The 26634-nt window shown below is 65.1% G+C and carries 26 protein-coding genes; 13 read left to right on the forward strand and 13 right to left on the reverse strand.

The annotated features are described in order from the left end of the window. Positions 1-72: 72 nt before the first annotated feature. The 3 genes from YU3_RS0100810 to YU3_RS0100820 all read left to right on the forward strand — a co-directional run bounded on the left by YU3_RS0100810 (position 73) and on the right by YU3_RS0100820 (position 3047). Positions 73-1164, forward strand: coding sequence for a methionine ABC transporter ATP-binding protein (locus YU3_RS0100810; protein ID WP_027164436.1), 1092 nt, complete (start codon positions 73-75; stop codon positions 1162-1164). Then, positions 1145-1801, forward strand: coding sequence for a methionine ABC transporter permease (locus tag YU3_RS0100815; protein WP_027164437.1), 657 nt, complete (start codon positions 1145-1147; stop codon positions 1799-1801). Before YU3_RS0100810 ends, YU3_RS0100815 begins: the two co-directional genes overlap by 20 nt. 226 nt (positions 1802-2027) lie before the next feature. Beyond that, on the forward strand, positions 2028-3047 hold the full coding sequence (locus tag YU3_RS0100820) for an isopenicillin N synthase family oxygenase (RefSeq protein ID WP_027164438.1): 1020 nt from the start codon (positions 2028-2030) through the stop codon (positions 3045-3047). Positions 3048-3264: 217 nt separating this feature from the next. Here the strand turns inward: YU3_RS0100820 and hpaH are convergent, their stop codons facing one another. The 5 genes from hpaH to YU3_RS0100845 form a co-directional block, all read right to left on the reverse strand. Continuing rightward, on the reverse strand, positions 3265-4068 hold the full coding sequence (hpaH, locus tag YU3_RS0100825; RefSeq protein ID WP_027164439.1) for a 2-oxo-hept-4-ene-1,7-dioate hydratase: 804 nt from the start codon (positions 4066-4068) through the stop codon (positions 3265-3267). Next, positions 4065-4940: a fumarylacetoacetate hydrolase family protein gene (locus tag YU3_RS0100830; RefSeq protein ID WP_027164440.1), complete on the reverse strand. Its 876-nt coding sequence runs from the start codon at positions 4938-4940 to the stop codon at positions 4065-4067. The genes hpaH and YU3_RS0100830 overlap by 4 nt, the downstream gene beginning before the upstream one ends. Before the next feature lie 238 nt (positions 4941-5178). Then, positions 5179-6159, reverse strand: a complete 981-nt coding sequence (hpaD, locus tag YU3_RS0100835) for a 3,4-dihydroxyphenylacetate 2,3-dioxygenase (RefSeq protein WP_027164441.1) — start codon at positions 6157-6159, stop codon at positions 5179-5181. A 12-nt stretch (positions 6160-6171) separates the two neighbouring features. Next, complete coding sequence (gene hpaE / locus YU3_RS0100840; protein ID WP_027164442.1) at positions 6172-7689, reverse strand: 5-carboxymethyl-2-hydroxymuconate semialdehyde dehydrogenase; 1518 nt, start codon at positions 7687-7689, stop codon at positions 6172-6174. A gap of 48 nt (positions 7690-7737) precedes the next feature. Beyond that, a complete protein-coding gene (locus YU3_RS0100845) occupies positions 7738-8124 on the reverse strand; it encodes a 5-carboxymethyl-2-hydroxymuconate Delta-isomerase (RefSeq protein WP_027164443.1) in 387 nt (128 codons plus the stop codon). A 224-nt stretch (positions 8125-8348) separates the two neighbouring features. On the opposite strand from YU3_RS0100845, the gene hpaR reads away from it, so the two are divergent. Continuing rightward, positions 8349-8753: a homoprotocatechuate degradation operon regulator HpaR gene (gene hpaR, locus YU3_RS0100850; RefSeq protein ID WP_245273386.1), complete on the forward strand. Its 405-nt coding sequence runs from the start codon at positions 8349-8351 to the stop codon at positions 8751-8753. Between the two features lie 182 nt (positions 8754-8935). Here hpaR and YU3_RS0100855 read toward each other — a convergent pair whose 3' ends face one another. Continuing rightward, the gene (locus tag YU3_RS0100855; RefSeq protein WP_027164445.1) at positions 8936-9445 is read right to left on the reverse strand and encodes a flavin reductase; all 510 of its coding nucleotides are present in this window, start codon (positions 9443-9445) and stop codon (positions 8936-8938) included. A 12-nt stretch (positions 9446-9457) separates the two neighbouring features. Beyond that, entirely contained in the window at positions 9458-11002 is a 1545-nt protein-coding gene (locus YU3_RS0100860; RefSeq protein ID WP_027164446.1) for a 4-hydroxyphenylacetate 3-hydroxylase N-terminal domain-containing protein, read from the reverse strand. Positions 11003-11096: 94 nt separating this feature from the next. On the opposite strand from YU3_RS0100860, the gene YU3_RS0100865 reads away from it, so the two are divergent. Then, on the forward strand, positions 11097-11975 hold the full coding sequence (locus tag YU3_RS0100865) for a helix-turn-helix domain-containing protein (RefSeq protein WP_027164447.1): 879 nt from the start codon (positions 11097-11099) through the stop codon (positions 11973-11975). A 47-nt stretch (positions 11976-12022) separates the two neighbouring features. On the opposite strand, the gene YU3_RS0100870 is transcribed toward YU3_RS0100865, so the two are convergent. From YU3_RS0100870 to YU3_RS0100885, 4 genes are read right to left on the reverse strand one after another with little or no spacing between them, the layout of a single operon-like run. After that, entirely contained in the window at positions 12023-13381 is a 1359-nt protein-coding gene (locus YU3_RS0100870) for an aminotransferase class III-fold pyridoxal phosphate-dependent enzyme (RefSeq protein WP_027164448.1), read from the reverse strand. Positions 13382-13404: 23 nt separating this feature from the next. Next, positions 13405-14070, reverse strand: a complete 666-nt coding sequence (locus tag YU3_RS0100875; RefSeq protein ID WP_027164449.1) for an HAD-IA family hydrolase — start codon at positions 14068-14070, stop codon at positions 13405-13407. Further along, entirely contained in the window at positions 14067-15320 is a 1254-nt protein-coding gene (locus YU3_RS0100880) for a Tm-1-like ATP-binding domain-containing protein (RefSeq protein ID WP_027164450.1), read from the reverse strand. Before YU3_RS0100880 ends, YU3_RS0100875 begins: the two co-directional genes overlap by 4 nt. 27 nt (positions 15321-15347) lie before the next feature. Further along, entirely contained in the window at positions 15348-16112 is a 765-nt protein-coding gene (locus tag YU3_RS0100885; protein WP_027164451.1) for an IclR family transcriptional regulator, read from the reverse strand. 166 nt (positions 16113-16278) lie between these two features. Between YU3_RS0100885 and YU3_RS0100890 the strand changes: the two genes are divergently transcribed. From YU3_RS0100890 to YU3_RS0100900, 3 genes are read left to right on the forward strand one after another with little or no spacing between them, the layout of a single operon-like run. Then, a complete protein-coding gene (locus YU3_RS0100890; RefSeq protein ID WP_198021623.1) occupies positions 16279-17736 on the forward strand; it encodes an APC family permease in 1458 nt (485 codons plus the stop codon). Positions 17737-17791: 55 nt separating this feature from the next. Continuing rightward, the gene (locus YU3_RS0100895) at positions 17792-18109 is read left to right on the forward strand and encodes a cytochrome P450 (protein ID WP_027164453.1); all 318 of its coding nucleotides are present in this window, start codon (positions 17792-17794) and stop codon (positions 18107-18109) included. A 2-nt stretch (positions 18110-18111) separates the two neighbouring features. Further along, positions 18112-19602 (forward strand): aldehyde dehydrogenase, encoded by a 1491-nt coding sequence (locus tag YU3_RS0100900; RefSeq protein WP_036257611.1) that lies wholly within the window; start codon positions 18112-18114, stop codon positions 19600-19602. On the opposite strand, the gene YU3_RS0100905 is transcribed toward YU3_RS0100900, so the two are convergent. Together YU3_RS0100905 and YU3_RS0100910 are read right to left on the reverse strand one after the other, a co-directional pair. Beyond that, a complete protein-coding gene (locus YU3_RS0100905) occupies positions 19599-21182 on the reverse strand; it encodes a GMC family oxidoreductase N-terminal domain-containing protein (RefSeq protein ID WP_027164455.1) in 1584 nt (527 codons plus the stop codon). The two genes, YU3_RS0100900 and YU3_RS0100905, sit on opposite strands and share 4 nt — an antisense overlap. 4 nt (positions 21183-21186) lie before the next feature. Beyond that, positions 21187-22689, reverse strand: a complete 1503-nt coding sequence (locus tag YU3_RS0100910; RefSeq protein WP_084507883.1) for an aldehyde dehydrogenase family protein — start codon at positions 22687-22689, stop codon at positions 21187-21189. Positions 22690-22892: 203 nt separating this feature from the next. On the opposite strand from YU3_RS0100910, the gene YU3_RS0100915 reads away from it, so the two are divergent. From YU3_RS0100915 to YU3_RS0100935, 5 genes are all read left to right on the forward strand, one after another. Next, positions 22893-23789, forward strand: a complete 897-nt coding sequence (locus YU3_RS0100915) for a hypothetical protein (RefSeq protein ID WP_027164457.1) — start codon at positions 22893-22895, stop codon at positions 23787-23789. A gap of 38 nt (positions 23790-23827) precedes the next feature. Next, positions 23828-24415 carry a YceI family protein gene (locus tag YU3_RS0100920; RefSeq protein ID WP_027164458.1) on the forward strand — a complete coding sequence of 196 codons (588 nt, stop codon included), beginning with the start codon at positions 23828-23830 and terminating at the stop codon, positions 24413-24415. A gap of 185 nt (positions 24416-24600) precedes the next feature. Next, positions 24601-25389, forward strand: coding sequence for an SDR family oxidoreductase (locus YU3_RS0100925; RefSeq protein ID WP_027164459.1), 789 nt, complete (start codon positions 24601-24603; stop codon positions 25387-25389). 13 nt (positions 25390-25402) lie between these two features. Then, positions 25403-26197 (forward strand): MoaF C-terminal domain-containing protein, encoded by a 795-nt coding sequence (locus YU3_RS0100930; protein ID WP_027164460.1) that lies wholly within the window; start codon positions 25403-25405, stop codon positions 26195-26197. Positions 26198-26214: 17 nt separating this feature from the next. Continuing rightward, positions 26215-26607, forward strand: a complete 393-nt coding sequence (locus YU3_RS0100935) for a nuclear transport factor 2 family protein (protein WP_027164461.1) — start codon at positions 26215-26217, stop codon at positions 26605-26607. The last annotated feature ends 27 nt before the right edge of the window (positions 26608-26634 follow it).

The raw sequence follows: 26634 nt of genomic DNA on the forward strand, positions 1-26634 counted from the left end.
CTGGCAGAAATGGGCGGTCCGCTGTTGAGCGGGCCGCCGTCGTATTTGCGCAGCACCGAAACGGAAACAGAGATGAACCAGCATGTCGCGGCCGAACTCGCCGATCCAATCCGCATCCAGCCGGCCGGGCCCGATGACGTTGTCCGCCTCGTCGACCTGAAGCGCCGCTTCGGCGCGACGGCGGCGCTCGACGGTGTTTCGCTTACCGTGCGCAAGGGCGAAATCCTCGGCATCATCGGCCGCAGCGGCGCCGGCAAGTCGACGCTGATCCGTTGCCTGAACGGCCTGGAACGGCCGGATTCCGGCCAGGTCCTCATCGAGGGCCGTGAGATCAGCCGGCTGGGCGAACGTGACTTGCAGCCACTGCGCCGGCGCATCGGCATGGTCTTCCAGCACTTCAATCTCTTGTCGGCCAAGACTGTTGAGGACAATGTCGCGCTGCCGCTCAAGATCGAAGGCCTGCCGCGCGCCGAACGCCTGGCGCGCGCGGCGGAATTGCTGCAGCTTGTCGGCCTGTCGGAGAAGGCCAAGGCCTATCCGGCGTCGCTGTCGGGCGGGCAGAAGCAGCGCGTCGGGATCGCCAGGGCGCTCGCCGCGCGACCGGCGCTGCTTTTGTCCGACGAGGCGACCTCGGCGCTCGATCCGGAGACGACGCGCTCGATCCTGGCGCTGCTCAAGGACATCAATGCCCGGCTCGGCCTCACCATCCTGCTCATCACGCATGAGATGGAAGTCATCCGTTCCATCGCCGATCGCGTGGCGGTGATCGACGCCGGTCGGATCGTCGAGGAGGGCGCCGTATGGCAGGTTTTTGCCAATCCGAAATCGGAAATCACGCGCAGCCTGCTCGGCGGCATCCGGCCGCAACTGCCGCCCGAGATCGCCAGCCGGCTGCTCCCGGGCGAAGGCGCGGAAACGATTTTGAGAATCGATGTCGCCGGAGAGGCGGCGCGCCGCCCGCTGCTGTCGGAGCTGAGCGCCAGAGTGCCAGGTCCGTTCCGACTTGTGCATGGCGGTATCGACCATGTGCAGCAGCAGCCCGTCGGCACGCTGTTCGTGGCGATCCCGGGATCCGACGCCCTGCATCTGGCCGCCGTTATCGCTTTCCTGAAAGACCGCGGCGCGCGGACGGAGGTGCTTGGCCATGTCGCCGGTTCTGTTTGAACTCCTGCTCCGCTCGATCTGGGAGACGGTGCTGATGACCGGCGCATCCGGCCTCATCTCGCTGGTCTTCGGCCTGCCGCTCGGCCTTGCCTTGGTCGCCACCGACCGCGGCGGTATCGCCGAAAGCCTCTGGGCGAACCGCATCCTTGGCGCGATCATCAATGGCTTTCGCTCGGTGCCCTTCATCATCCTGCTGGTGGCGCTCATTCCGGTGACGCGGCTGATCGTCGGCACGTCGATCGGCACCTGGGCAGCGATTGTGCCGCTGTCGATTGCAGCGACGCCCTACTATGCGCGCATTGCCGAAGTCTCGCTGCGCGAAGTGGACCATGGGCTGATCGAGGCGGCGCTCGCCATGGGCGGCAATCGCTGGACGATCATCCGCGAGGTGCTGGTGCCGGAGGCGCTGCCTGGCATTGTCGCCGGTTTCACGGTGACGCTGGTGACGCTGGTCGGCGCCTCGGCCATGGCCGGCGCCATCGGCGCCGGCGGGCTCGGCGACCTCGCCATCCGCTACGGCTACCAGCGCTTCGAGACCAGCGTCATGGTCGCCGTGGTCGTCGTGCTGATCGTGCTGGTCTGCGGCATCCAGTGGCTCGGCGATCGGCTGGTCGCGCGGCTGGACCATCGCGGATGACGCGCGGCACACGGCGGCGGAATCGAACGCAATTTGCCGCAAAAGCCGGGAATTGAGCGGCGGCTTGCTCCGTTTGCAATGAGATTGGTCGGTGCGTTCCTTCACCCGCAATGACGCGCATGTCATCGTGCGGTGGGGTCGCTAAAGCAATTCCAGCAAAAGTGCGCAGCGGTTTTCTGGCCGGAATTGCGAAAAACAAAGAGTTGCCGCCAAGAGGAGCCTGTCCATGCCCAGAATAATCCCGGTGCTCGATCTCGATCGCCTTGAGCAGGGCGCGTCGGAACTGCGGACTTTCTTGTTTGACTTGCGCACCGCCGCCCGCGATGTCGGCTTCTTCTATCTCAGCGGCCACGGCATCACCCAGCCCGAGATCGATGCGGTGCTCGACGCGGCGCGCCGCTTCTTCGCTTTGCCAGAAGCGGATAAGCTCGCCATCGAGATGGTGAAGTCGCCGCAGTTCCGTGGCTATACACGCGCCGGCGGTGAACTGACCAGAGGCAAGGCAGATTGGCGCGAGCAACTCGACATCGGCGTCGAACGCACGACGATTTCGCAAGGGCCGGGCGTGCCGGCCTGGACGCGGCTGCAGGGCCCGAACCAGTGGCCCGCCGCACTTCCCGATCTAAAGCCCGCGTTGCTTGCCTGGCAGGCCAAGGCGACCGACGTGGCGATCCGGCTGCTCAAGGCTTTCGCGCTGTCGCTCGATCAGCCGGAGGACGCCTTCGATCCGATCTATCGCGGCGAGCCGAACCACCGCATGAAGATCGTGCGCTATCCTGGCCGAGACACGACCGGCGACGACCAGGGCGTCGGCGCGCACAAGGACGGCGGCTTCCTCACGCTCCTGCTGCAGGACGAGAACAAGGGCCTGCAGGTTGAATATGACGGCAGCTGGGTGAACGTGGACCCGATCCCGCGAACGCTCGTCGTCAACATCGGCGAATTGCTTGAACTCGCCTCGAACGGCTATCTCAGGGCAACCGTGCACCGCGTCGTCACGCCTCCGGCCGGCGTCGGGCGGATTTCGGTACCCTTCTTCTTCAGTGCTCGCCTCGACGCGACGATCCCGTTGCTCGATCTGCCCGAGGAACTGGCCGCCGAGGCCCGCGGCCTGGCGAGCGACCCTGACAATCCGCTTTTCCGCAATGTCGGAACCAATGTACTGAAAAGCCGGCTGAGGTCGCATCCCGATGTGGCGCGGCGGCATTATGCGGATTTGTTGGAAAAAGCACCGGCAGCAGGCTGACATTGCAATGTCTTGGAGCGAGATTTTTCGCATTTTCGATCTTTTTTGGAATTTCGTTCGTGGAAAATATATCGCCGAAGCCCCAAATAGATTGTGTCGCCCGGTGTTTTCCTCCCATTGCGCCGGGCGATGTTCCCCTCTGAAGGTTATGACCTTCATTCTTGGCCGGGCCGCTTTCGCGTCCCGGCCTTTTTCTTCCGTGAAACGGTGAAACGCTCTAGACGAAAGCGATGCGGATCGCACCAAACGGGCCAAAATCCGAGACGATCTGGTCGCCATGCCGGCATTCGACCGGCCGGATGAAGGAGCCCGACAGCACGACCTGTCCGGCTTCGATCCGCATGCCGTATTGATGCAGCCTGTTGGCGAGCCAGACGATGCCCTTGGCCGGATGATCGAGCACGCCCGCGCCAAGCCCAGTTTCCTCGACCTCGCCGTTGCGCGACACGATGGCGCCGATCCAGCGCAGATCCGCCTCGCGCGGGCCGGCCTTGCGTCCGCCGACGACGATGCCGGCATTGGCGGCATTGTCCGAGATCGTGTCGAAGAAGGTGCGGATCTTGCCGGTCTCGTTGTTCATCCGCTCGATGCGGGTGTCGAGAATCTCCAGCGCCGGCGCGATATGGTCGGTGGCGTCGAGCACGTCGTCGATCGACACGTCGGGGCCGGCGAGCGGCGCCTTCATGACGAAGGCGATCTCGGCCTCGATGCGCGGCTGGATGAAACGACCGGCGGGAACGGTGCCGCCATCCTCGAAGAACATGTCATCGAACAGGATGCCGGAATCCGGGATGTCGATGCTCAGCGCCGCCTGCATCGCCTTCGAGGTCAGGCCGATCTTCCAGCCCTTAATCGCGAGGCCCGATGCGGCCTTCCGCTTCACAAGTGCGGCCTGCACGCGGTAGGCGTCGTCCATCGTCGCTTGCGGAAAGTCGAGGCTGAGCAGCCTGATCTGGCGGCGGTCGCGTTCGGCTTCGAACAGCCTGCGGGCGGCGTCCTCGACTTCCATCTCCGTCATCATCGGCCGGTTCCTTCGTCGACGACGCCGTTGCGGAGCAGCCCGATGCCCTCTGCCTCGACCTCGATCACATCGCCCGGCTTCAGCCAGATCGGTGGATCGAACCGAGCGCCGGCGCCGGTCGGTGTTCCAGTGACGATGACGTCGCCCGGCACCAGCGTGGTGAAGGTCGAGATGTAGTTGATGATCCTGCGGAAGGAAAAGATCATGCGGCCGGTGCGGTCCTGCTGCCGGATTTCACCGTTGACGCGCGTCGTGAGGGCGATGTTGGCGACCTGCGCCTCGTCGGTGAACGGCACCAGCCAGGGACCGATGGAACCGGTGCGGTCGAAATTCTTGCCCTGGGTGACGTTGAACTTGGCGTGGCGCACCCAGTCGCGGATCGTGCCTTCGTTGCAGAGCGACAACGCAGCGATATGGCCGAGCGCATTGGCTTCCGCGATGCGGCGGCCAGCCTTGCCGACGACGATGACGATTTCGCCCTCATAATCGAGCTGCGGCGATTCCGGCGGCCGCACCAGGGGCGCGCCATGGCCGACAAAGGAGCGCGGGAAGCGGATGAACAGCGACGGGTTCGAGGGCGCCGCCTGCCCGTCCTTGTACTCCTCATTGCGGTCCGGATAGTTGACGCCGACGCAGATGATCTTTTCCGGGGAGGGGATCGGGATTTCATAAGCGATGTCTTCGACAGCAAAATCGGCTGCGAGGCTATCAGCCTCCTCGGCAAGTTTGCCGAGCGCCCCTGCCTCGATCACTTCGCGCAGCGTTGGCCATTCTCCGTGTCGCGCGGAAAGGTCGACGACGCCCTTATCGGTGATTGCGCCATAGCGCGTTTTGCCGCCAATGGTGAAGGTGGCGAGCCGTGCCGCGCTCATGCTGACATTCCGGTTCTATTGGCCAACCGGAAACGTCGAGTTCTACGGCGCCCCCCTCTGTCCTGCCGGACATCTCCCCCTTGAGGGGGGAGATTGGCTAGCCGCGCAGTCGGCGCTTGTCTTGCAACGTTGAAAGTTGGCGAGAGTCGGCGTGACATCTGATCTCCCCCCTTGAGGGGGAGATGTCCGGCAGGACAGAGAGGGGGGTGACGGAACGCGGACATCTCCCAACAGCCCGTCAAGGCGCCACGATCGGCGAGGCCGCCAGATCCGACTTTCGCGGCTCAACACCCGCAAACACGCTGCCTTCCTCGAACCAGCTTCGTGGCGCCGGCGCGCCCCACAGCGTCTGGCGCTGCGGGTCTTTCAGATCCCATTTGATCGGCTCCAGATCCGGATCGACCGTCTGGTAGTCCGAGCAATAGATCTCGATGCGATGATTGTCGGGATCGCGGATGTAGAGGAAGAAGGCGTTGGAGATGCCGTGCCGTCCAGGCCCGCGCTCGATATTGCCGACATAGCCGGTGGTCGCCATCAGGTCGAGCAGGTCGATGATGTTGAGCGGCGTCGGCACCCAGAAGGCAACGTGGTGCAGACGCGGGCCGAGGCCATTGGTGAACGCGATGTCGTGGACCCCGCCCTTGCGGTGCATCCAGGCCGCCCAGAACCTTCCCGTCTCGGCATCCTCGGTATACTCGGTCACACGGAAGCCCAGCGCGTTGTAGAAGTCCACCGATTCATCGACGTTGGGCGAGAAGCAGTTGAAGTGGTCGATGCGCAGCGGCTTCACACCCTTGTATAAAGCGTATTTCTGGTGGATCGGCGCCAGCCGCTCCATCCTGGAATAGAATTCGAGCGGGATGCCGTGCGGGTCGCGGGTGCGGAAGGTGCGCGACTGGTAGGGCCGTTCGACCCATTCCACCGGCAGGCCTTTGCCTTTGAAGAAATGCTCTGCCTTGTCGAGGTCCTCATCCGAAAAAACCTTGAAGCCGAGGTCGCGCGCTTCGGGTGTCGTCGCCTTGCGCAGCACGATGCAGTGATGGCCGCGCTCTTCCATGGCGCGCAGGTAGATGGCGCCGCTGGTCTCGTCGGTCACCTGAAGGCCCAGCGTATCGACATAGAACGCGCGGGATTTCGCCAAATCCGTCACAGCCAGCTCGACATGGCTGAGCCGCACGACGTTGAAGGCGGGGTAGAGGTTGGGTTGGGGCAGGGCCATTTGTGTCTCCGCTCAGCCGCCGAGCTTCTGGATCGAATGCGGCGCCGTGGCGAACGCGATGTTCTTGGTTTCCATGTAGAAGTCGAACGACCAGTCGCCGCCGTCGCGGCCGATGCCCGAGCTTTTCACCCCGCCGAACGGCGTCGGCAAATGCCGCACATTCTCCGAGTTCACCCAGATCATGCCGGCGTCGAGCGCGTCGGTGAAGCGCAAGGCGCGGGTGACGTTGGAGGTCCACAGATAACCGGTGAGCCCGTATTGCGTATCGTTGGCAAGCGCCAGTGCCTCGGCCTCGTCCTTGAACGGAATGGCGGTGAGAACCGGACCGAAGATCTCCTCCTGCGCGATGCGCATCTTGTTGGTGGCGCCGACGAACAGCGTTGGGCTGATATAGCAGCCACCGCCCGGCCCGGCGAACTTGCCGCCGCCGGCGGCAACCACCGCGCCTTCCGATTTGCCGATCTCGATGTACGACAGAACCTTCTCCTCATGCACCGGATGGATCAGCGGGCCGACCACGGTCTCGGGATCGAGCGGATGGCCGATCCTGATGCGCCTGGCTTTCTCCGCCACCAGATCGGTGAACTTGTCGTGCACGGAAGCCTCGACCAGCAGGCGCGACGACGAGGTGCAGCGCTCGCCGTTCAGCGAATAGATCATGAAGACGGCGGCATCGGCCGCACGCTCCAGATCGGCGTCGGCGAAGACGATCACAGGGTTCTTGCCGCCGAGCTCGAAATGCACGCGCTTCAGCGTTTCAGCGCCCTGGCGCATGATCATCGAGCCGGTGCGGCTTTCGCCGACGAAGCCGATCGCCTTGATATCCGGATGTTCGGTCAGCGCGCGCCCGGCATCCTCGCCAAAGCCGTTGACCAGATTCCACACCCCTTTGGGGAGGCCCACTTCCTCGGCGATCTCGACCAGCAGCCGCGCCGTCAGCGGCGACAGCTCCGCCGGCTTGTGGACGATGGTGCAGCCGGCAGCGAGCGCCGGCGCTATCTTCCAGGTCGACAGCATGAAGGGCGTGTTCCACGGCGTGATCACGCCGACCGGGCCGATCGGCACACGCGTCGTCATGTTGACCTGGTTCGGCGCCCTCAGCGATCGGCCGTCGCGGGCTTCCGGCGCGCGGTCGGCATAGAAACGGAAATTCTCGGCGCCGCGCAGCGCCGCCTTGGCCATGAACTTGAGCGACTGGCCGGTGTCCATGCATTCGACAAAGGCGATCTCCTCGGCGCGCGCCACGATGGCGTCGGCAATTTTGTGCAGCAGCTTCTTGCGCGCGTCGCCGGAGATCGCGGCCCAATCCTTGAAGGCGGCCTTCGCCGCCTTGGCGGCGCGGTCGATGTCGACGGCCTTGCCGCGCGCAATGGCTGCTATCGGCTTGAGGTCGACGGGCGAAAGCGTTTCGAAGGTCGAGCCGTCTGCCGAAGGTACCGCTTCGCCGCCGATCTGGTTGAGGACGCCATCCTTCCGGAAACGTTCAAGATAGGCCTCGGCTTTTCTCAGATTGTCGTCCAGTGCCGCCATGGGTTCTTCCTGTTGATTGCTTGCCGCGTCCGTTCCTTGCCGCGATGCTTACTTGCCCCGCAGGCGCGGATGGATGGCATTCTTCTTCCAGCTCAGCTCGGCGTCGATTTCGCGGATCTCCAGCGACAGCGCGAAATGCGGCGTGGCGAACAGCGATGAAAGATGCTCGGTGACCGCTGCGAAGATCGCCTCGCCGGCGCTTTTCTTTTCTTGCGCGCCGCGGCCCTTGCCGATGCGGAAATTCATGTCGATGAAGCCGTTCTCAGGCAGCCGGTCCGCGATCGCATAGGCTTCGGCGCGAAAGGCCCGCACCCTCACCGCGCCCGGTTCGAACAGCCCGGTTTCGAGGATGGTGCGTGATACCAGCGCGCAAAGCTCGGTCATGTCGACCTTCGCGTCGAGATTCGCCGAATATTCGATCGCCATGTGCGGCAAGGGTTTCCTCCGCCGGCGTCGCCGGTCTTTGTAATTAACATGTGAATTACATCTTGACGGCCGAATGTCAAGCGTCGTTCTCTATGCGGATATAGCTTCCGGGGGTGGGATTGCCGCTCTCGGCAAAATCGCGGATATAGCCTTAACATTGCCGCGAGTCGTACTGGATTGGATTTTTCGGAGACCTGACTTTGCTACCGCCCAGCACCCGCCGCTCTTTGCCCATGGCCCTGCTTCGCGCTCGCGAGGTGATCATGGCGCATTTCCGGCCGATGCTTGCCCGGCACGACATCACCGAGCAGCAGTGGCGCGTGCTGCGCGTTCTCGCCGAAACCGGGCCGCTGGAGGCAACCGAGCTCGCCAACCGCGCCTCGATCCTGCCGCCGAGCCTCACCCGCATCATCAAGGCGATGGAGGAGCGGGAGTTCATCACCCGCAACAAGGTCAAGGATGACGGACGCCGCGCGCTGCTCGCCATCAGCCCGGCCGGCCTGGCGCTGATCGAGGAGCTTTCGCCCGAGCGCACCGCCATCTACGAGGCGATCGAGAAGCGGTATGGCGCCGAAGAGCACGAGCGTTTGCTCGACATGCTGGAGAGCCTGATCCAGTCGGAGTCGACTGAGGGCTGAGCGCTTTCCCTTCTCCCCTTATGGGAGAAGGTGGCCGAGCGAAGCTCGGTCGGATGAGGGGTGCTCCAGCTTGGCGACAAGTGTGAAATCGTCATCGCCTCATTCCTTCCAACATCCCTCATCCGTCTCAGCGCTGCGCGCCGATCCACCTTCTCCCACAAGGGGAGAAGTTGGAGTCGCGCTCACCCTCCAAAGCTGCCCAGCGCGCTCGGCTGCATGTAGTTTCGCCCGACATAGAGCAGCGCCGCCTCGTCGCTGCCGTGGCGGATGTCGACGACGCGGCCGAACATCACATTGTGCGTGCCGACCTTGTTCACCGCGCCGATCTCGCAATCGAAGCTGACGATGGCGTCGAGCAGCGCCGGCATGCCGGATGGCATGGTCTGCCAGCGCGCGGCATTGTAGCGCTCGGCCATGTCGCGGATGGTGCCGGCGAACTTTGCCGCCAGATGCATATGCGACTGGGTCAGCACGTTGACGCAGAAGCGTTTATTATCGAGGAACATCGCGGTCTGTGCCGAACGTTCGTTCATGCACACAAGCAGCGTCGGCGGATCGTCGGAAACGCTGCACATGGCGGTCGCGGTGAAGCCGCCGCGTCCCGCCGGACCATCCGTGGTGACGATGTTGACCGGCGCGCACACCCGCGCCATGGCCTCGCGGAATTCCAGCCTCGCGACTTGCGTCTCCATCGCCAGCCTCCGTCAGTTGGGCTGGGTCGAGAGGGGCGGCAGCCAGGTGTCTCCGGTCCAGCCCTTTTCGTCGTAGTCGGCCATGCATTGGTCGACGAGTTCTTCCATCTGCTTCAGCCGGCCGCCGCGCTCGGCGCCTTTCAGCACCTGCAGCCGCACCTCTTCCGGCGCGCCGGCATAGTTGAGCTCGTAGAGCGCGTGACGGCCGCCGAATTCGGTGCCGGTCGCGTCCCACAACAGCTTCATGATCTTGATGCGCTTGATGTGGCCCATGTCGTTGGAGCCGCGCACATATTGGGCAAGGTACTTGTTGATTTCGGGATTGTCGAAATCCTTGGCCGAGGAGGGAAGGTAGATCAGGCCCGAGGCGACCACCCGACGCACCGTGTCGATGACGCGCGGATAGGCCTCCGACATGAAGGTGCGGTAGGCGAGCGCGGCCTCGAGGTTGGGCAACACCGCGCCGTTGGCCCACGGAATGGGATTGTGCGCCATCGCGTTGGAAAAGCTCCAGAACATGTGGCGCAGCGCAATCACCTCGCCAAGTGCCGCCTGGTTGCCGCGGAAGGCGTCGCCGCCGGTTGCGCGCAGCGCCTTGGCGAGCAGGCCGGCGAGGAAGTCGAGCTTGACGGCAAAGCGGGTGCAGCCCTGGAAGCAATAGCCGTGCATGAAGCCCGACGCCGGATGGAAGGACAGGATTTTTTGCGCATCGCGCAGCACAAGAACGTCCTCCCAGGGGATGAAGACGTTGTCGAGCACCAGGATCGCGTCGTTCTCGTCGAAGCGCGACGACAGCGGATAGTCGAAGGGATGGCCGACCGTGTTGGCAGTCTGCTCATAGGAGACGCGGCAGAACATCTTTATGCCGGGCGCATTCATCGGTACGATGAACATCACCGACAACGACGGATCCTCGGTGACCGTCGCGGAGCTCTGCGCCAGGAAATTGTAGTGGGTGAGCGCCGATGACGTCGCCACCACCTTGGCGCCCGACACCCAGATACCGGCATCGTTCTCCTTGGTGATATGCACAAACACGTCCTTGACCTGCTCGGCCGGCTTGTGCCGGTCGATCGGCGGATTGACGATGGCATGGTTCATGAACAGGACCGCTTCCTGGGCGCGTTTGTGCCAGGCGCGCGCATTGTCCTTGAATGGCCCGTACCATTCGGCGTTGGCGCCGAGCGTGTTCATCAGCGCCGCCTTGTAGTCCGCGGTTCGGCCCATCCAGCCATAGGTCATGCGCGCCCAATGCGCGATCGCGCTCTGCTGTTGGGCAAGCTCGGCGGCGGAATGGGCGACGCGGAAATATTTGTGCGTGTAGCCGCCTGAGCCGGTATCGGTCGGCGAGGTCAGCACCGGCTGCTGGTTGGGATCATGCAGCGCATCGTAAAGGCGCGCCAGCGAGCGCGCCGAATTGCGCATCGCCGGATGGCTGGTGACGTCGGCGATCCGCTCGCCATTGATATAGACCTCGCGCCCGTCGCGCAGGCTCGCCAGATATTCGGCGCCGGTGAACGGCCGCGACTTGTCGGTCCGGAAATCTTCCGATCGCATCATGATCCTCCCTTGACGATCGGAGAGTAGCCGGACGCGTCACAATGGTTTATGGACGAAAGGGCAAAACTGATTGGACTTTTTCCGGCATTTCATGAGCCAGACCGCCATCCCGGAATTCTTCGTTTACGGCGAGCCGGCGCGAGCGCTCGACGTCGGTTTCCTGCATGTCGAGACCGTGCAGGCCCGCGCCTCCGTGCATCGCGGCCAGGTTATGGCGCACAAGCACCCACAGATGGCGCAGATCACCTTCTGGACGAGCGGGCAGGGTATCTATCGGATCGAGGACAGGACCTGGAGTTTTTCGGCACCGACCGTGAGCTTCATGCCGAGCGGCGTGGTGCACGGATTCGATATCGAGCCGGGCACCGACGCCATCGTCGTTTCGGTTGCGGACTCAGCGCTTGGGGTCATCGCCGAGCACTCAGCCCTGCCGCTCGACCAGCCTGTCTTCGTCACCGGACGGGGCGAGACGGCGCTTTGGCAGAGACTTGGCGAGACAATTGCAATGATCCAGGCCGAATATGCCGAGGTCCAGGCCGGCGCGGAAAAGATCCTGCCGCCGTTGGTCGCGGTGGCATTGTCGCACATCGCCCGGCTCGACGCGCAATCGCATGCGGTGACGGTGCCGGCGACGGTGGCACTGGGAGGGCGGCTGAAGCGTCTGATCGACCGCCATTTTCGCGACGACTGGCCGGTCGAGCGCTACGCCGAGGAACTCGGCACCACCAGGCACCTGCTCGACAAGGCGGCGCACCAGGCGCTGGGTTCCGGCGTGCGCCAGGCGATCGGCGAAAGGCGCCTGGTCGAGGCCAAGCGCCTGCTGCTTTTCACCATCCGCACGGTCGAGGATATCGCCTACGAAACCGGCTTCAACGATCCGGCCTATTTCTCGCGCTTCTTCCGCCAGGCCGTTGGCCGGTCGCCGGCGGCGTGGCGGAAAGAGCGACTGGCAGTAGGCAGTAGGGCGTAGGGCTTTTCTTTCCTTACCCTATTGCCTACTGCCTAATCCCTATTCCCTTAGGCTGCGGCAGCAGCCATCAACCCCGCATCCAACCCCTCCGCGATCTTCGCGACATCGGCGGCCGTGATGATCAGCGGCGGCGACAGGATGATGGTGTTGCCGGAGACACGCAGCATGACGCCCGCGCCATAGGCGCCGTCCGCGACGGCCGCCATCGTCTTCTTGTCGGCAGGCTTCTTGGCGGCGCGATCCGAGACCAGTTCGAGTGCCGCCATCAGGCCCTGATAACGCACGTCGCCGACCAGCTCGTGCTTTGCCTTCAGCGCCTCCAGCGCCTTGCCGAGCTCGACGCCGCGTGCCGCTGCATTTTCGTTGACGGCAAGCCGCTTGGTCTCGGCGAGCGTCGCAAGCCCCGCCGCGCAGCCGACGGGATGGCCGGAATAGGTGTAGCCGTGGCCGATCGAGCCGAAGCTCGTCTTGTCGGCCTCGAAGGCATCGGCGACCTTGGCGCCGATCAGTGCAGCACCGAGCGGGAAATATCCTGACGTGACCGCCTTGGCGATGGTCATGAAATCCGGCTTCGTGTTGGAGAGCCGTGAGCCCGACCAGGCACCGGTGCGGCCGAAGCCGGTCACCACCTCGTCGGCGATCAAAAGGATGTCGTGGCGGTCGCAGATCGCCCGCACCATCGGCATGAAGCTTTCATGCGGGACGATGACGCCGCCGGCGCCGAGCACCGGCTCCATGATGAAGGCGGCGATCGTGTCGGCGCCTTGGAAGGCGATCTCTTCCTCGATCGCCCGCGCGCAGAGTTTCGCCAGCTTCGCGGGATCGGTCTCGTCGAACGGATTGCGATAGGTCATCGGCGCCGGCGTGTGGAAGACGCCGGGCAGCAGCGGCTCGTAGTTGCGGCGGAAATTGGCGTTGCCGTTGACCGAGGCACCGCCGAAATGCGTGCCGTGATAACCCTTCTTCAGCGCCAGGAATTTCGTGCGGTCGCCCTGGCCGCGGATCTTCCAGTATTGGCGCGCAAGCCTGAGCGCCGTCTCGACCGAGTCCGAACCGCCCGAGGTGAAGAAGGTTCGCACCATGCCCTCCGGCGCGAACCATTCGGTGAGCTCATAGGCGAGCTCGATCGACGGTCCGGTCGAGGTGCCGCGAAAGCCTGAGTAATAGGGCAGGGCATCGAGCTGTGCGGCCATCGCCTTCTTGATCGGATCGCAGCTGTAGCCGAGGTTGACGTTCCACAGGCCCCCGACGGCGTCGAGCACAGTGCGGCCTTCGGCATCGGTGACCGAGACGCCTTCGCCCTTCATGATGATCTTTGGCGGCGTCGCCCGCATTTCTGCCGGATGCGCCATCGGATGCCAGATCGGCTTGGCGTTGTTTTCGGCGAGGAAGTTGATGTCACGCATCGGGAGGGACTCCGGTTTTCCGATTATGAGAGCGCCAGGCCGAAATGGCCCAGCGCCTCGGCATAGCTTCGCGCCGGCTGGGCGACGTCGAAATGAACGGTGAGCATGCCGGCGGCACGCGCGCCGTCGACATTGCGCTTCTGGTCGTCGACGAAGACGCAGGCTTCGAGCGGCAGCTTCAACGCCTCGCCGACCATCGCATAGGCGCGGCGGTCCGGCTTGAGGACCTTGGTATAGGTCGCGTCGACGATCGTCTCGAACAGCTTGAGCAGCGGCAGCCGCTCACGGAAGGACCCGCCGTAGAACAGGTCGAGCTCGTTGGACAGGATGGCGAGCCGCATGCCGGCTTCATGCGCGATACGGATCGCTCGCTCGGCCTCGGCCCGCACCACCGCCTGCGGGTCGGCGCCGCGAGCCCGTTGCACGAAGGTCGACATGTCCTGCCAGTCTTCGCCGGCCAACTGGCCGACTTCGCGCGTGCGCGTCCTCCAATAGTCACGCTCGCTGATTTCGTCGGCCTGCATCGAGCGCCAGAGCGCGTCGGAGGCCGGGTCGAACGGGCCGCGCCAGTCGAGCGTGCCAGGCTCGAGCCCGAGCGCCTGCTCGGTCAGCGCATGCGTCTCGAACAGCGTGCGGGTGACGACGCCGCCGAAGTCGAGCACCAGCGCCTCTGGCGATCGCCCGCTCATGCGGCCTGCCTGCGGCCGGGCGGAACGATGCCTTCGGTCACCCAGCGATCGAAGATCTCCAGCGCCTTGGCGCTGAAGGCGGCATCGTTGATGTGACCGGCGATCTCGTGCAACTCCGCATTGGCAGGCACGCGTGCCCGCATCTCCTCGACAAAGGCGGACAGCGCCTCCGGCTCGTAGAGCGGCTCGCCTTCCTGGTCCCATTGCTGGATTCCGCCGGCGGGCAGGATGAAGGCCGTTGGGCCGGTCGCGGCGGCGAGCTTCTCGCCGATGGCGCGGGCAATTTCCCTGCGTGTCGCGCCGTCCGAGGTGACCGAGGCAAGCAGGCGGTTGTGCGCGTGATAGGGCCGTTCGGTGAAGCGGGAAGGGACGGCCTGCCATGTCGGAAAATCGACCATGTCGATGGCGCCGGGCGCGACGATCTGCGGGATGCCTTGCCGGCCGGCATTCTCCAGCCGGTCGGTGCCGGAATTCACCACCGAGCCGGTGAGCTGGTTGGCAAGCTCCTGCAGGCTGAAATCCAGCACGGCGACGAAACCCTTCTGCGCCGCGATCGCCTCCAGCGCCCGCCCGCCCATGCCCGTGGTGTGGAAGACGATGACCTCATAGCCGCGCTTTTCCAGCTCCGGCTTCAGCGTCACCATATAGTTCAGGCAGCTTTTGCCGAGCGAGCTCATGCCGATCCGAGGTCTTGCCTCGTCCGGCTTGACGACTGCCCGCGCGGCCCCCACCACGGCGCCGCTGGCCTGCGACAGCACCGCCTTGCAGGCGCTGTTGAGGCCATAGAGGCCGCCGGCCCACAGGATCATCATCAGGTCGGTGGCGATGCGCTCCGGCGGCAAGAGATGCGAATAGGCGATCGTCGAGACGACGAATTTCGGCACGCCGAGCGGCAGCGCCAGTGCGACATCGAGCGCCAGGTCGGTGCCCATCGAGCCGCCCAGCGCGATGAAGCCGTCGATCCCGCCCTTGTCGTGCAAAGCGCGCGCAAGCCGCGCCGCACCCAGCGCCATCAGCGTCATCGCGGTATTCTCATCGCCGCTGGCGATGATCGCCTCGATCGTCGTGTCGGCGGCCTTAGCCACGGCATGCCGGTCGTGCTCCGGTCTGTAGGGCGGATCGCCAAGCACGCTGACGTCCATCATCACGGCAACGCCGCCGACCGCCTCGATGCGCTCGCGCATGAACATCAGCTCGTCGGCCTTGGTATCGCCGGTGCCGATAACCAGGATTCGGCGTTTCTCCTCCACGTCAGTCTCCCTGCTGTGATGTTGTTGCTAAGCGCGTTTGCGGCCCGGCAGGCCGCCGAAAAGCCGCTCGCTGATGTCGCGCGCCGCCACCGCGACGCCGGCGCCGTGGCGCTCGATGTCGCCCGTGTGGACGCGCACCCTGGGCGCAGCGACCGCGATGGTGCCGATGGCGAAGCCGTCAGCGCCGAGGATGGGCGCGGCGACGCTGAGCACGCCTTCCTCATAACCTTGCGAGCCGGTCGAGTGGCCGCGCGCGCGGGCGGCGGCGATATGCTCGGCGAGCGTTCCCGCATCGCCGATGGTGTGAGGCGTGAACGCCGGCAGCGGCCCAGCAAGAATCGCCTCGCGGATGCGCTCCTCGCTGAACGCCAGGAAGGCGATGCCGGAGGCCGTCGCATGCATCGGCAGCACGTCGCCGAGCTGCACGCTGACCCGGTTGGCCTTGGCCGATTCGACGACGTGGACGGTAATCAGGCCGCGCTTTGAATATTCCGAGAGATGCACGGTCTCGCCGGTCGCCGCTGCCAGCGCCTCGACCACCGGCGCTGCTATGCGCAGGAACGGAAACTGCGCTTCGCGCATCAGCGCCAGCCGCGCGATGCCGGCGCCCAGACGGTAGAGCCGCGTGGTTTCGTCCTGCTCCACCAGTCCATGCGCAATCAGGGACACCAGCAGCCGGCGTGTCGTCGCCTTGTCGAAACAGGCGCGCCTGGCGAGATCGGCAAGCGCCGTCTCGGGCGCGCCGCTGCCCAGTATTTCCAGCAGCGAAACGGCTTTGGCCACCGTGCTCATCGCGTCTCCGTTCCTCCGTCAGATACTTAACGTGCGAATTAACTTGACAGCAAGTCGATTCCTTTGCAAGTCTAATATCGAAATGCCGTTGCAAATAGTGAAATGCACATTGGCCCTCTCAGAAGGCCCTCGGCATCTCAGGGACACTTGGTTTCCGCAGCGCGGAATGGAGGGAAAAATGACGACAGTTGAAGCCGGTGTAGTGAACCGGCTGAGGAAGAACAGCCTTGGCGTCGGCGCCATCACCTTCATGGTGATCTCGGCGGCCGCACCGCTCACGGCCGTTGCCGGCGGCACGCCGCTCGGCATGCTGATGGGTAACGGCGCCGGCTTTGCCGGCACCTATCTGATCGTGACGCTTCTGCTGCTCCTGTTCGCGGTTGGCTATGTCGCCATGTCACGCCACATCGGCAATGCCGGCGCCTTCTACGCCTATGCCGCGCGCGGCCTCGGCGGCTTTGCTGGCGGCGCCGTCGCGCTGATCGCGATCCTCTCCTACAACGCCATGCAGATCGGCGTCATGGGCCTGCTGGGTGCGGCCACTTCCGGCCTGTTTGCCGGCTGGGGCATCAATCTCCCCTGGTGGGTGTGGAGCTTCATCGCCATCGCCATAGTCGCCGTGCTCGGCTACCGCCAGGTCGACCTGTCGGCCAAGATCCTGACGGTGCTGGTGCTTGCCGAATATATCGTCGTGCTGATCCTCGACCTCACCATCCTCAAGACCGGTGGAGACAGCGGTCTGTCGGCCGCGCCCTTCAGCTGGAGCCAGATCGCCAGCGGCGCGCCGGCGATCGCCATCCTGTTCTGCTTCGCCGCCTTCATCGGCTTCGAGGCGACGACGATCTATGCCGAGGAGGCGCGCGACCCCAAGGTGACCATTCCGCGCGCCACCTATTTCTCCGTCATCCTGATCGGCCTGTTCTACATGGCCACCGCCTGGCTGATGGCGGTCGGCGCCGGCGTCGACAAGCTCTTGCCATCGCTGCAGGCTTTGCAGGACCCGACCACCTTCCTGTTCGGCCTCTCCGACCGCTACGCCGGAACGCTGCTCACGCACGCCATGAGCATCCTCTTTGTCTCGAGCCTGTTCGCCGGAGTGCTGGCGTTCCACAACGCGGTCGCCCGCTACATCTACGTCTCCGGCCGCGAGAAGCTTCTGCCGCAGTCGATCGGCGTGACGCATTCGGCGCATCAAAGCCCGCATGTCGCCTCGGTGATCCAGACCGTGCTTGCGGCGGTCGTCGTCGGGCTCTTCGCTGCGCTAGGCCTCGACCCGGTGCTGGCGCTGTTTTCCTGGCTCACCAACGTCGCCACGCTCGGCGTCATCGTGATGATGGCGGTGGCCTCGCTCGCCGTGGTGATGTACTTCCGCGCCAATCCATCCGCCCAGGAGAACGCGCTGAAGACCGCCATCCTGCCGGGGCTGACCTTCATCGCCTTCGTCGTCATCATCTACCTGATCGTCATCAATTTCGGCAGCCTGTCGGGTGCGGGCGGCTTCCTCGGTGTGTTCCTGCCGGCGCTGGTGCTGATCGCGGCCGTGGTCGGACTGCTGCTGGCGAGCGGGTTGAAGAGCCGGGATCCGGTCGCCTTCCAAAATCTCGGTCTGCCGCTGAAGGATTGATGGACAGACGGGGCGGCGGCGACGCCGCCCCTTCCCAACCAACGGGAGCAGCGGCATGAGCTTTGCCGATGATATCACGGTCGAGGCGCTGGAGGCCGATCCCTATCCGATCTACGCTGAGTTGCGGCGCAGCGCCCCGGTCGCCTTCGTGCCGGCGGTCAACCTCAGAAACGAGGGCAACCACGCCGCCTTCGGCTTCGGCCATCATTTCTGTTCGGGCCGCTTCTTCGCGCGCGAGCAGATGTGCCTTGCGGTACGATTGCTGCTGGAGCGTTTTCCCGACCTGCGGCTCGTGCCGGGCAGGGAGCCGGTCTTCCGCGGCTGGGAGTTCCGCGCGCCGGCGACACTTCATATAGCCTATGGAGCAGACTGATAATGATCAACCAGGAGACCATCGACACGCTGCGCAAGGCCGAGGTCGGCGCGCGGCGCCTGTTCATCGATGGCGCCCATGCGGATGCCGAAAGCGGCGCAAGCCTGCAGGTGATCTCTCCGATCGACGGCCGTCCCTTCGCCAGCATCGCCGACGGCGGCGCCGTCGATGTCGATCGCGCGGTGGCCTCGGCGCGCAAGGCGTTCGCCAAGGGCTCCTGGTCGCGCGCCGCACCCGCCTTCCGCAAGAAGGTGCTGCTGAAATTCGCCGAGCTGGTCGAAAAGCACGCGCTGGAGCTTGCGGTGCTCGGCGTGCGCGACAACGGCACAGAAATCGGCATGGCCTACAAGGCCGAGCCGCTCTCTGCAGCCGGCACCATCCGCTACTACGCCGAGGCGATAGACAAGGTCTATGGCGAGATCGCGCCGACGGCCGACAATGTGCTCGGGCTGATCCACAAGGAGCCGCTCGGCGTCGTCGGCGTGATCGTGCCGTGGAATTTCCCGCTGATGATCGGCGCCTGGAAGATCGCGCCGGCTTTGGCCGCCGGCAACGCGATTGTCGTCAAGCCGCCGGAGATCGCCTCGCTGACATTGCTGCGTCTGGCGGAGCTTGCTGTCGAGGCCGGGCTGCCGGGGGGCGTCTTCAACGTGGTCACCGGCCGCGGTTCCGTCGCTGGCGAGGCGCTCGGCCTGCACATGGATGTCGATGCCATCGCCTTTACCGGCTCGGGTCCGGTCGGCCGCCGCCTGCTCGAATATGCCGCGCGTTCCAATCTCAAGCGCGTCTTCCTCGAGCTTGGCGGCAAGTCGCCCAACATCGTCTTTGCCGATGCGCCGGACCTGAAGCAGGCGGCGGTCGTCTCGGCCAACGGCATCTTCCGCAATTCCGGTCAGGTCTGCGTCGCCGGCTCGCGGCTGCTGGTCCAGGCCTCGGTCTATGACCGCTTCATGGACGAGCTTCTGAAAGCAACCACGAAGCTGAAGGTCGGCGATCCGCTCGGCCTCTCGAGCGACGTCGGCGCGGTGTCGAGCGCCGAGCAGCTGACCAAGAATCTCGGCTTTGTCGCCAAAGCCTCGGAGGAGGGCGCCCGTCTGGTCACCGGCGGTGAGCGGATCCTGACGGAGACAGGCGGCAGCTACATGGCGCCGACGATCTTCGAGAATGTGACCGAGAAAATGCAGCTAGCCCGCGAGGAGGTGTTCGGGCCGGTGCTCGGTGTCATGCGTTTCGAGACCGAGGAAGAGGCCGTTCGCCTTGCCAATGCGACCGTCTATGGTCTTGCGTCGGCGGTGTGGACATCGAACCTGTCGACAGCGCACCGCATGGTGCGCGCCATCAACGCCGGTGTCGTCCACGTCAACACCTATGGCGGCGCCGACATCACGGTGCCGCTCGGCGGCTTCAAGCAGTCCGGCTTCGGCCGCGACAAGTCGCTCCACGCCATCGAGAAATACACCGACCTCAAGACGGCATGGATTTCACTGGGCTAACCCAGGATGAAGTCCGCGCAGCGGTCGCCGATCATGATTGCCGGCGCGTTGGTGTTGCCGCTGGTGAGCCGCGGCATGATCGAGGCATCGGCGATGCGCAGGCGCGGCACGCCGCGCGCGCGAAGCTGCGGATCGACCACCGCATCGTCGTCCGTTCCCATCCGGCAGGTGCCGCACGGGTGGTAGACGGTCTTGGCGTGGCGGAGGATGTGATCGGTGATCGCCTCGTCGCCGAGGTTGTCGGCCTTGCCGGGCGCAAGCTCCTCGGCAACGACCTCGCGCAGCGCCGGCTGGCGCAGGATCGCGCGGGCGACCTTCATCCCCGCCAGCAACAGCGCGAGATCCTCGGCGTGCGACAGGAAACCCGTGGTGAAGCGGATCGGGTCGCGTGCGTTGGCGGAGCGTAGCCGTACCGAGCCGCGCGACTTGGGCCGCAGCACGCACGGGTTCAGCTCCATCCCGTGGCGCTCGACCGAGCCGTGCTCGGCGTTCTCGATCATCACCGGCAGCACATGGAATTGCACATCGGGCCGGCCGTCGCCATCGGTGTCGAAGAAGCCGCCGCTCTCTACGACGTTGGAGGTCAGCAAGCCGCGACGGAACAAGAGATATTCGATGCCGTGCCGCAGCGCCTTGAAGCCGCGGTCCTCGCCGAGCAGCGAGACCGGCTTGCGGGTTAGCGCGTAGAGGGGGGCTGCGACATGATCCTGCAGATCCTGGCCGACCGCCGGCATGTCGCGGATGACGGGAATGCCCATCTCCGCCAGATGCGCGGCCGGGCCGAGACCGGACAGCATCATCAGCTTTGGCGTCGCCAGCGCGCCGGTGGCGAGGATCACTTCCGCTCTCACCGAAACCGTATGGGTCTGGCCGTCTGGCGTCATGTAGGACAGTCCGCTCGCGGCGCCGTTCTCCAGCGTCAGTCCGGTCACCAGCGCGTCGGTGACGACCTTGAGATTGGCGTCGCCGGCGAGCGGTCGCAAAAACACCTTGGCCGCCGACTGACGCTCGCCATTGGCCGTCGTCGTCTGGTAAAAGCCGACGCCCTCCTGCCGCTCGCCGTTGAAGTCGTCATTGAAACGGTGGCCGGCCTGCTGCGCCGCGCGCACATAGGCGAGCGATAGCGGATGTCTGTAGCACGGGTCGGCGACCGGCAGCGGACCTTCGGTGCCATGCCGATCGCCGGCCAGGCGCTCGTTGCGCTCCAGCCGCCTGTAGACGGGAAGCACGTCGTCCCAGCCCCAGCCTGGACAGCCGAGATCGCGCCAGCCGTCATAGTCTTCCGGCTGACCGCGGATGTAGAGCATGGCGTTGATCGAGGACCCGCCGCCGAGAGTGCGCCCCTGCGGGATAGGCAGCGAGCGGCCCCCGACGCTGGGCTCCGGCTCCGACTGGTAGATCCAGCTGCGCGCCGTGCCGATCACCTTGGCGAAGGTGGCGGGCATATCGATGAAGCGCGTGTTATCGGCCGGGCCGGCCTCAACGACCAGCACGCGCTTGCCGGCCGCGACCAGCCGGTTTGCCACCGTGCAGCCGGCCGATCCGGCGCCGGCGACGATATAGTCGTAGACCTCCGTCATCTGGTCAGGCGTAGCGCATGATGGCGGTCTTGGTTTCGAGGTAGCCCTCGATCGCCGCGCGGCCATGCTCACGGCCGATGCCGGACTGCTTGAAGCCGCCGAAGGGGGCGGCCGGGTCGAGCGTGTTGTGCGAGTTCACCCACACTGTGCCGGCCTTGAGGCCGTGGATCGCCGTCATCGCCTTGCCCATGTCGCGGGTCCAGATCGAGGCCGACAGGCCGTAGCGCGTGTCGTTGGCGACGCGGATTGCCTCGTCGAGGTCGGCGACAGGCATTGCCGCCACGACCGGCCCGAACACCTCCTCGCGCACGATCTCCATGTCCGGTTTCACATGATGCAGGATGGTCGGCGCGACATAATGGCCCCTGGTCGGCACCGGCCGCGCGCCGCTCACCCGTTCGACGCCCGCCGCCAGGCTGCGTTCGACAAAACCCTGCACGCTGTTGCGATGCTTGGCAGAGACCAGCGGATTGATCTGCGCTTCGGCGTCGCGGCCGGCGCCCATCGTCATGCCGTCGGCGATCTCGGCCAGCCGCGACAGCGTGCGGTCATAGATCGACTTCTCGATCAGCAGCCTGGCCGCCGAAGTGCAGACCTGGCCCTGGTTGAAGAACATGCCGAGCCCGGCGAGCAGCGGCTCGATGCCGTCTTCCATGTCGGCCAACAGGATCATCGGCGACTTGGAACCAAGCTCCAGCGTGAAGCGAGCGACACGGTCGACCGCGGCGTGGCCGACGCGTTTTCCCACCTCTGTCGAGCCGGTGAAGGTCAGCTTGTCGATGCCGGGATGGCAGATCAGCGCCTCGCCGGTGACGGCGCCGCTGCCGGTGACGATGTTGACGACGCCGGGTGGAAAGCCCGCCGCCTCGATCAGCTCGGCGAGCCTCAGCAGGCCAAGCGGCGTTTCCTGCGGCGGCTTGAGCACGATCGTGCAGCCGCAGGCCAGCGCCGGCGCGATCTTCCACATGCCGATCAGCAGCGGAAAATTCCACGGCACGATGGCGCCGACCACGCCGACCGGCTCCATCACCGTCATCGCGTGGTGCTTGGCGCCAGGTGGCACCGGAATCGAGACCTGGAAGGTCGAGCCTTCGATCTTGGTTGCCCAACCCGCGTAATAGCGCAGCCAGTCGACGGTGCCGCCGGCGCTCAGCATGCGGGCGACGCCCAGCGACTTGCCGTTCTCGACGCTCTCGATCTCGGCCAGCAGATCGGCGTCGGCCTCGACCAGATCGGCGAGCTTCAGCATCAGATTCTGACGATCGACAGGGCGCATCGATGCCCATGGCCCTTCGAGCGCCGCGCGTGCCGCGCGCACCGCCTGGTCGACAAGCTCCGGGCCGCTCTCGGGCACATGCGCGACGATCTCACCGGAGGCGGAATCGTCGACGGCAAGACCTTCGCCCGTAAGACCCTCGACAAAACGCCCGTTGATGAAAGGCCGGTGTGGGCGCGACAGGAATGCGGCGGCAGCCGCGCTGATCGGCGGCACGGTTCTCTCGTTCACGCCATCCTCCTCGAATGCTGACGTTCAATTTCCCGGAGGGTTATGGAGCGCGCTTACCCCCTTCAAGCCGCCATTGGCGCGAGTGCGCTCTCAGTCAAAACAAAGTTCCCGCTCGGACAAGACGGCCCGCCTTTGGCCAATCAAGATCGCACATGAGATCGGCCACGCCGGCACGTCTCGACGGTCCTGGAGGGTGGCAACGATTGAGCGCGGTTCTCGGCAATCCGATGGTCACCACGGCCGCGCTGCCGCTGCTGCTCGGCATCGCGCTTGCCTTGCTTGCACGTTTCGCCTTGCCGGCCGCGTCGCCGGTGCTGGCGCTGTTCTGGGCAGCGCTGCTCCTGTTCTTCTACTGGGACACGCTTGGTCCGCCGGTCATGCCGCCGGTCGCCGCCAGCCAGAAGCTGATCTATCTCGCTTTTGCCGGTATCGTTGTCGGCCTGCTGCCCGGGCGTATGCTGGGCCGCGGAACAGGTTTTCTCGCCGCCATCGCTTTTGCGGCGGCCTTCCTGTGGCTCGGTTGGCGGCGCCTTGCAGGCGGCTCGCTCGACCTTCAGATGATCGCCGCGCTGGCCGTCGGGCTGTCGATGCTGATCGGCGCCGCGATGCTTACCGCGCAGCAACCTTCGCCGTCGCCGCCCGCGGAAGAGCCGTTCCTGGCACCGGCGGCGGTGCTCGCTCTGTCGCTCTCCGGCGCCATCGTCTCGGTGCTCGGCGCATCTCTGGTCACTGGGCAACTGCTCGGCTCGATTGCCGCGCTGATCGGCGGCTGGTGCCTCGTGCAGTATCTCGCGACGCTGCGCGGCGGCGCAGCCACCTTATGGAGCGAAGGCGTCGAATTCCTGCTGCTCTACGCTGCGGCTACGGTGCTGATCCAGGTGGCGCTGCTGGCGCCCAAGGCCAATCCCGCCGCGCTCGTCCTTTCATCCCTGCCGCCGATTGCGGCCGTGCTCGTGCGCGGCCGGCTGCAAAGCCTGCTTCCCGGTGCGCGGCCTTTGCGGCCGCTCGTTGCCGGCATCCTGATCGCCGCTCCGGCGATGCTGGCCATCGTGACGGCGATCGTCTGGGCGCCGCATGGGGCCGCCCTCGGCTTTTCCTGAGCCAAATCCAACAACAACCAACGACAGGGAGAAAACATGTGAGGACGAGAAACCTGATTGCCGCGCTCGCTTTTGCCGGCGCATCCATGCTGGCCGCGGCGGCTCATGCCGACAACTTCGAAATCGACGGCCAGCATGCCTGGATCACCTTCACCATCAAGCACGGCATCTACGGCATCGCCCATGGCCAGTTCGACGGTGTCAAGGGCGCGATCGTCATGGACAAGGCCGATGTCACCAAAAGCAGCGTCAAGGCGGAGCTCGACGTCGGTTCGGTCCATACCGCTTTCGACCAGCGCGACAGCGACCTGAAAGGGCCGGACTTCTTCAACGCCGCCGAGTTCCCGACGATCAGCTTCGAAAGCACCAAGGTCGAGAAAGTCGACGACAAGACCGGCAAGGTCACCGGCAATCTCACCATCAGCGGTGTCAGCAAGGAAGTGACGCTCGACGTCCAACTGCTCAACGAAGCGCCGGCGCCGTGGGACGCGACGCTGACCAAGGCCGCTTTCAGCGCGACCGGAAAGGTGAGCGCTGCGGACTTCCCGATGGCAAAGGCCGCTGACGGGTTCGGCCTCGGGCCTGAGGTCGACATCGTCATCGATATCGAGGCGGTGAAGAAATAGGCCGCCGCGAGCCAAGCGCATGATGCCGCGCGGCAAAGGTCGCGCGGCACACCCAGGAAGAGCGGTGAAGTGCGCGCTCAGTCAAAACAAAGTTCCCGCTCGGACAAGACGGACCGAGCTGGTCGTCGCAAACTCCGCATCGAAGATCAGCGGCATTTGGGCCTCGTGCCCTTGAGGACGGCAGCATGAGATTTTCGGGCAAGACGGCATTCATCACCGGCGGCGGCACCGGCATAGGCGCGGCGGTCGCCAGGCGCATGGCCTCTGATGGCGCCAAGGTGGTGCTGATGGGCCGGCGGCGCGAGCCGCTCGAGGCCGTGACCCGGGACATTGGCGGACTGGTCGTGCAGGGCGATGCCGCCGATGCCAAAGCGGTGCGTGCCGCCCTTGCCGAGATTCATGAAAAGATAGGGCCGGTCGATATTTTGGTCGCCAATGCCGGCGGTCACGGCGTCGGCCCGACCGTGACGATGAGCGATGAGACCTGGGCGCTGGCGACGCGCACCAATCTCGACACTGCCTTCGTCTGCGCCCGCGAATGCCTGCCCGATCTCATCGCGCGCAAAGGCAACATCGTCGTCGTCGCCTCGATCGCCGGCCTGTTCGCCGGGCCGGCGGCGGCGGGCTACGTCACAATGAAGCATGCCTGCGTCGGCTTCGGCAAATCGCTGGCGCGCGACTATGGCCGCCAGGGGGTGCGCACCAACATCATCTGCCCAGGCTGGGTGGCGACCGCCATGGCCGATGAGCAGATGCAGGTGGTCGTGGACAAGCATGGGCTTGGCTCGATCGAGGAGGCCTACAGGCTTGTCACCAAGGACGTGCCGCTAGGCCGCCCGGCGACGCCGGAGGAGGTCTCGAACGTCATCTGCTTCGTCGCTTCCGCCGAGGCGGCCATGATGAACGGTTCGATCCTGACTGTGGACGGCGGCGCCACCGTAGTCGACCTGCCGACCCTCGCATTTGTCGATTGATTTGGAGATGGCGATGAACGACCAGAACAGACCCGCCGACTGGAAGCACTTCGACGACTTCGCCGCCGGCATCGCCACCAACAGGCTGCCGACGACCGGCGCGTTGCGCGGGCAGACGTTCAAGATCACGCTGAAGGCCGGCCGTGTCATCGACCTCGCCTTCACCGCCGCCGACACAGTGGCCTGGAGCGAAGGCAGCGAGGCCGGCGCCGACTGGTACGAGGCGCTCGAGGTGGCGCCCGGCGTCTTCTTCATCAACATGACCTTCGTCGCCAGGCCGGCAGAGGACGAGGCCTTCATCGTCGACATCAGGACGCGGCGCGTGCTGTCGGTGCGCGAGCGGGTGCGCGAGCCTGGCGAAGCGCCGGGCGAACCGCGCGTGGCGCAGGTTTATTCCGCCGGCGTGCTGGGCGATCCAGCCGTGCCGCCAACGGGCCACGAGCCGGCACCGACGCGCGACCTGATCGGGCTCACCGCGCACTACACCTACAGCCCCAACCATGTCTACGAGCATATCTATCTCAGCTCGCAGCGCTACGCCTGGCAGAACCTCGTCGGTGTCCAGCGGGGCCATGGCGACGTCGATCTCGCCACCACCTGGAAGTTCGCCGAGAACCTCTATGTCTTCGGCTTCCGCGAGTTCATCATCCCGGTCGCATCGCTGTTCTTCTACAACTGGGACACCATGCGCTCGACCGGCAAGTTCCTCGGCGTGACCAGCCAGGGCAAGGTCGAGAACAAACCCGCCGGCGCCTTCATCGAGAAGAAATCCAGGGCCGTCTACGACCAGGGCCAGGAGCCCGTGTGAGCGTTGGGATCAGCATCATGAGCAACAAGAACTACGACGCCATCAAGGCTCACTATGCCGGTTCCGACGCCAAGGACCTGGCGGCGATGATGGCACCGATCACCGGCAGCACCGCCTGGACCGAGATGGCCGGCTTTCCCTATGCCGGCACCTATGTCGGCCCCGATGCCGTCATCGCCGGCGTCTTCAAGCGCATCGGCGAAGACTGGGACGGCTACACTTTCGCGCTGGAGAAACTGGTCGATGGCGGCGCCACCATCGTCGGCATCGGCACCTATTCGGGCACCTACAAAAGGACCGGCAAGCCGATGACCGCGCGTGTGGTCCATGTATGGGAAATGCGCGACGGCAAGGCCGTCAGTTTCGAACAGTTCACCGACACCAAGCTGGTCGCGGACGCCATGGGCTGATGCATTGGCACGAGTGAATGCGGGCCT

The sequence above is a fragment of the Mesorhizobium sp. WSM3224 genome (assembly GCF_000427725.1).
Classification (GTDB): Bacteria; Pseudomonadota; Alphaproteobacteria; order Rhizobiales; family Rhizobiaceae; genus Mesorhizobium.

Bases quoted from the DNA above. Each gene is read 5' to 3' on its own strand.
- YU3_RS0100810 (WP_027164436.1), top strand. From the start codon at position 73: ATGAACCAGCATGTCGCGGCCGAACTCGCCGATCCAATCCGCATCCAG.
- YU3_RS0100815 (WP_027164437.1), top strand. From the start codon at position 1,145: ATGTCGCCGGTTCTGTTTGAACTCCTGCTCCGCTCGATCTGGGAGACG.
- YU3_RS0100820 (WP_027164438.1), top strand. From the start codon at position 2,028: ATGCCCAGAATAATCCCGGTGCTCGATCTCGATCGCCTTGAGCAGGGC.
- hpaH (WP_027164439.1), bottom strand. From the start codon at position 4,068: ATGATGACGGAGATGGAAGTCGAGGACGCCGCCCGCAGGCTGTTCGAA.
- YU3_RS0100830 (WP_027164440.1), bottom strand. From the start codon at position 4,940: ATGAGCGCGGCACGGCTCGCCACCTTCACCATTGGCGGCAAAACGCGC.
- hpaD (WP_027164441.1), bottom strand. From the start codon at position 6,159: ATGGCCCTGCCCCAACCCAACCTCTACCCCGCCTTCAACGTCGTGCGG.
- hpaE (WP_027164442.1), bottom strand. From the start codon at position 7,689: ATGGCGGCACTGGACGACAATCTGAGAAAAGCCGAGGCCTATCTTGAA.
- hpaR (WP_245273386.1), top strand. From the start codon at position 8,349: ATGGCCCTGCTTCGCGCTCGCGAGGTGATCATGGCGCATTTCCGGCCG.
- YU3_RS0100855 (WP_027164445.1), bottom strand. From the start codon at position 9,445: ATGGAGACGCAAGTCGCGAGGCTGGAATTCCGCGAGGCCATGGCGCGG.
- YU3_RS0100860 (WP_027164446.1), bottom strand. From the start codon at position 11,002: ATGCGATCGGAAGATTTCCGGACCGACAAGTCGCGGCCGTTCACCGGC.
- YU3_RS0100865 (WP_027164447.1), top strand. From the start codon at position 11,097: ATGAGCCAGACCGCCATCCCGGAATTCTTCGTTTACGGCGAGCCGGCG.
- YU3_RS0100870 (WP_027164448.1), bottom strand. From the start codon at position 13,381: ATGCGTGACATCAACTTCCTCGCCGAAAACAACGCCAAGCCGATCTGG.
- YU3_RS0100875 (WP_027164449.1), bottom strand. From the start codon at position 14,070: ATGAGCGGGCGATCGCCAGAGGCGCTGGTGCTCGACTTCGGCGGCGTC.
- YU3_RS0100885 (WP_027164451.1), bottom strand. From the start codon at position 16,112: ATGAGCACGGTGGCCAAAGCCGTTTCGCTGCTGGAAATACTGGGCAGC.
- YU3_RS0100890 (WP_198021623.1), top strand. From the start codon at position 16,279: ATGGAGGGAAAAATGACGACAGTTGAAGCCGGTGTAGTGAACCGGCTG.
- YU3_RS0100895 (WP_027164453.1), top strand. From the start codon at position 17,792: ATGAGCTTTGCCGATGATATCACGGTCGAGGCGCTGGAGGCCGATCCC.
- YU3_RS0100900 (WP_036257611.1), top strand. From the start codon at position 18,112: ATGATCAACCAGGAGACCATCGACACGCTGCGCAAGGCCGAGGTCGGC.
- YU3_RS0100905 (WP_027164455.1), bottom strand. From the start codon at position 21,182: ATGACGGAGGTCTACGACTATATCGTCGCCGGCGCCGGATCGGCCGGC.
- YU3_RS0100925 (WP_027164459.1), top strand. From the start codon at position 24,601: ATGAGATTTTCGGGCAAGACGGCATTCATCACCGGCGGCGGCACCGGC.
- YU3_RS0100930 (WP_027164460.1), top strand. From the start codon at position 25,403: ATGAACGACCAGAACAGACCCGCCGACTGGAAGCACTTCGACGACTTC.
- YU3_RS0100935 (WP_027164461.1), top strand. From the start codon at position 26,215: ATGAGCAACAAGAACTACGACGCCATCAAGGCTCACTATGCCGGTTCC.